Raw genomic sequence first — 4,640 nt, forward strand, 5'->3', positions numbered from 1 at the left:
AGGGCGAAGCCCGCATCCGCCGTAACCAGGCCCAAACCTACCACAGCGTAAGGCGGGTCCGCCCGACGTCTCGGAGCCGAAGCCCGCACCCTTCGCCTGCCTATGTGGCTCCGCTGGCGCATTTCACACCATTTTGCCACCCACCGCACAACCTGTCGCACATCCCGGACGTATACTAGCCTTTAAAGACTGATCCACCGGCTGGGTATTCGCTATGTCTGTCATCACCAGAGCCTCTTGGCCATTCGCCCTGACAATGGCACTGGTCGCCTGCAGCGGCAATCCGGGGCCCACGGTTTACGAAGTGCGCGCGGAAAACAATACGGGTGGGCAGATCACGCCCAGCCAGCGCCAGGTGGAGGAGGGCCAGACCACCAGCTTCACCATCACCCCGGAGCCGGGCTATGAGCTGCAGAGCATTACCGGCTGTGGCGGCGAGCGCACCCGGGATATTTTCACCACCGATGCGGTTCAAGGTGACTGTACCGTCAGCGCCCGCTTTGAACTCAGCGATTATCAGATCAGCACCCAGATAAGCGGTTTGGGCACGCTGTCTCCAGAGTCAGCCATGGTCACCATTGAGGATGTCACCGAGTTTGCCGTGCTTCCTGCCGAGGATTACCGGCTGGCCAGCATTTCCGGCTGTGGTGGCAGTCTCGAAGAGGACCAGTATACCGTTGCCAACGTACAGGCTGACTGCACTATCAATGTCCGCTTCGAACCAGACGTGTATACCGTGAGCGGGACCTTAAACGCCACCGCACTGAACCAGTTTGATCAAACGTTAAACGACGCCCAAAAACCACTGCCAGTTCCTGACAATTCAAGCTTCGACACCCCCCAGTTCATCAATAACCGCACCACCCTGGCCGGCTTTGCCACCGCCGAACCGGCTGACATTGATCCGCGCTTCCCAGCGCACTTCGCCGACACCGCCAACCCGGCGGATTACTATCGGGTCAGCCTGCAGGAAGGTCAACTGATCCAATTGCAGGTGGTGGATTACGCCCCGGTGGAGGGTGACGAGCCCCGCTATCAGGGCGATCTGGATCTTTACCTGTTTTCATCCGCCACAGAGGAACTGATCGGCAGTTCTATCGGTACCGGAGAGTTTGAGGAGCTGACCATAGGCGAAACCGGGGATTACCTGATTAAAGTCGCGGCGGCCCAGGGCACCTCCAAGTACATACTGCGCCTGCTCCCCGAGGGCACCGCGCCACAGACCGACCTGAGCCAGACCCAAAGCGGCGACTTTGTGCCGGGACAGATGCTGGTGATACCCGCCGAGACCGGGCAGAAGCGCCTGAACACGGCTAACCGGGTGCGCGTACAACTGGAACACAGCGCGCCGTTTAGCGCACGCGCCGCCTATCGTCCGGGCAGCGCGCTGGCAAGCCTCAGCCTCCGCAACCCCACCGCCTACCAGAAGCTCACCACCCTGCGGTCCATCAAGGCCCGGCGTCTGGATCCGGCCGTCGCCCGGGCGGAACCCAATTACCTGCGCCACGCCCAGCGCGTTCCCAATGACCCGCGCTACAACCTGCAGTGGCATTACGACGCCATCAATCTGCCCCGCGCCTGGGATCTGACCACGGGGACCCCGGTCAGCGGTGATCCACCCATTGTCGCGGTGGTGGATAGCGGCGTGCTGCTCGAACACCCCGATCTGCAGGGGCAATTGCTCGACGGCTATGACTTTATCCGGGACGACGAGGTCGCCAACGACAACCAACCAGGTATTGATCCGGACCCCAACGATCCGGGCGATGGCGATGGCCTGAACCCGGACAGTTGGCACGGCACACACGTGGCCGGTACGGTGGCGGCAGCCAGCGACAACGGCCGGGGCGGTGCCGGGATTGCCTGGGGAGCGCAGATTATGCCCCTTCGCGCTCTGGGGGTTGGCGGAGGCACCAGCTACGACATTTTACAGAGCGTGCTGTATGCCGCCGGGCTGGAAAACGACAGCGGCACCCTGCCCGAACGCCCGGCGGATATCATCAATCTCAGCCTGGGCGGCCCCGGTAACTCCCAGATCGAAGCCGACACCTTCCGGGAGATCAGTGAAACCCTGGGCATAGTGATCGTCGCCTCCTCCGGTAATGAAAACACCTCCGAGCCGCTGTTTCCCGCGAGCTACCCCACGGTCATTTCTGTGGGTGCGACCACCGCCGCTGGGCGGCGTGCGCCCTATTCCAATTTCGGCGCAACGCTCGATCTGGTCGCGCCGGGAGGCTATCTGCAGGAAGACGCCAACGGTGATGCGATTCCCGACGGTATTCTCAGCACCAGTGCAGAGCGAGATGGTACGGGCGCCATTCAGCCCGGTTACAGCCTGTCCTACCAGGGCACCTCCATGGCGGCACCCCATGTGGCCGGGGTCGCGGCCTTGATGAAAGCCGTATACCCCGGGTTGACCGCCTCGGAATTTACTCAACTGCTGGAACAGGGGGAGCTAACCTCGGGGGATGGCACGCGCAGCGATGAGCTGGGCTATGGCCAGATTGACGCTGAGCGCGCTGTGGGCACCGCATTCGGTATCGCTAATGGCGATTTCGAATGGCCCGCGCGGGTGAACGTGCAGCCATCCCGGGTCAACCTGGGTACCACGTCGGAAACGCTGGTCGAATTGATCTCAGAGGGAGAGGGAGAGCCGGGCTCGATCACCGTTGACACCGAGGTACCCTGGCTGGCGGTCGAGCCTTTTGAGGTTGAGCCCAATGGCCTGGGCCGTTACCGGGTCAGCGTCGACCGCGCGTCCCTGGAAGACAGCCCGGGCTTTTATCGGGGTCGGGTGCTGTTCACCGTGGACAGCGACAGCACACTTACGTTGGCAGTCTTCATGGAGGTCGGCACGGTTTCAACCACCGGCCAGCTCACGCGAACCTACGTGTTGCTGATTGATCAGGACGACGCCGAAGGCACGGCCTACCAGGCGGTGGCCCTCCCCACGGACACCACCAACGAAGAAGCCACCTTCGAAATCACCGGAGTACTCCCGGGCCGCTACTCTGTGGTCGCGGGCTCCGATATCGACGCCGACGGCATCATCTGCCAGCTGGGCGAGCAGTGTGGGGCCTACCCCAGCCTGGAGCGTGAACAGATCATTGAGGTGACCGACGCCGACCGCACCGGGCTGGATTTCACCTTGGGTATTCTGGGGGGCCTGCTTGAATCCAGCTCCCAATCTCTGTCGGGCAACCCCGAACCACCCGCAACCCACGTCAGGCAAGTGCCCCCAACCGAGCAGCGCCGACAAAGAAGCTCTCAAGAGTAATCATTTCCGGCCGTTAACCCTAAAGCAGGACGCCCCGCCATCAGGTCCATTAGCCCAAATTCTGGCCTGATACGGGGTTCGCTATGCTCCGAATCAGCGAACCTCAGGATTTTTATCACAATTTTTTCTAGAACATTCCGTGTCTGATCGGAACCACTGTGGCAAAATGTAAGAAAATACGCCACGGAGCACTTTCCGGATCAGCGGGAACAACGCGTCGGCCATTAATAGTAAAAATGAGGGTATCGTGAACAATCTATCGCTGAAATGGAAAATCCTTCTGAGTGTCACCCTGACCTGTATTCTGGCGGTTATCGTGACGACTGTGGTTACCGTCCGAGCCGGGCTTGCCACCACGGAAGAGACGATTATTGAAGACACTCGCACCCTGACCCAGGTCTTGGGCACGTCCAATATCGGTGCCATCAGCTTCGGAGACAGCACCACCGTCAAGGCATCGCTGGAAGCACTCACCGAAAGCGAGCGTATTCTGAACGCCGTGATCTACAGCAATGGCGAGCCGTTCGCCTGGTTTGTGCGCAATGCCGACGGTGACCAGCTACCCAGCGATATTCCCCGCAGCCCACGTCAGGCGGGCATGCTGGAGCTGGATGGCGATATCGTCATGACCGAATCCATCATGGATGGCGACAACCGGATCGGCACTATTGCCGCCCGCGTGGACATGAGCGAGCTGGACAACCTGGTCGGCGAGGCCGTGGGCGATGCCGTCATCCTCATCATTGTGATCAGCATCATTGCCGCGTCGATTGCCTACCTGGTTCAGGCAAGCATCACCAAGCCGGTCAATCAGGTGGTACGGGCGCTGCGTGATATCTCCGAAGGCGAGGGCGACCTGACCCGGCGCCTGCCGGTCAGCGGCAGTGATGAAATTGCCGAGTTGGCCACCTGCTTCAACACCTTTGTGGAGCGTCTGCACAGCATCATCGCCAGTGTGGCCGACACCGCCCAGGAAGTCAGCGAAAACGCCCACATGGTGTCCCAGCTGTCCAACGAAAACGAAAACGCCATCAAGAACCAGCAAGCCGAAATCGAGCAGGTGGTGGTGGCCATCAAGCAGATGGCCAATGTGGTGCAGGACGTAACCGAGAGCGTCAGCGAAACCGCCGAGAAGGCGCACCAGGCCGATCAGTCCGCCGCCAACGGCAAGCAGGTGGTGAATGCCACCACCCGCCAGATCGAGAACCTGGCCTCGGAAATCCGCCGGGCCGCCGAAGTGATCGACCGCCTGAACAAAGAAACCGTCAGCATCGGCTCTGTCCTCGATGTAATCCGCGGAGTGGCCGAACAGACCAACCTGCTGGCTCTGAATGCCGCCATCGAAGCCGCCCGCGCCGGCGAG

2 protein-coding genes are annotated in these 4,640 nt (G+C 61.0%); both read left to right on the forward strand.

Going from position 1 to position 4,640, the window contains the following annotated elements:
* Positions 1–214: 214 nt before the first annotated feature.
* Entirely contained in the window at positions 215–3,277 is a 3,063-nt protein-coding gene (locus B3187_RS12280; RefSeq protein ID WP_286806763.1) for a S8 family serine peptidase, read from the forward strand.
* 247 nt (positions 3,278–3,524) lie between these two features.
* Positions 3,525–4,640, forward strand: a 1,116-nt coding sequence (locus B3187_RS12285) for a methyl-accepting chemotaxis protein (RefSeq protein WP_286806764.1), incomplete at its 3' end; no start/stop codon positions are given.

Origin of the sequence: Marinimicrobium sp. UBA4209 (genome assembly GCF_002381585.1) — a bacterium.
Classification (GTDB): Bacteria; Pseudomonadota; Gammaproteobacteria; order Pseudomonadales; family Cellvibrionaceae; genus Marinimicrobium; species Marinimicrobium koreense.

Coding starts and splice junctions, on each gene's coding strand:
- B3187_RS12280 (WP_286806763.1), top strand. CDS start 215: ATGTCTGTCATCACCAGAGCCTCTTGGCCATTCGCCCTGACAATGGCA.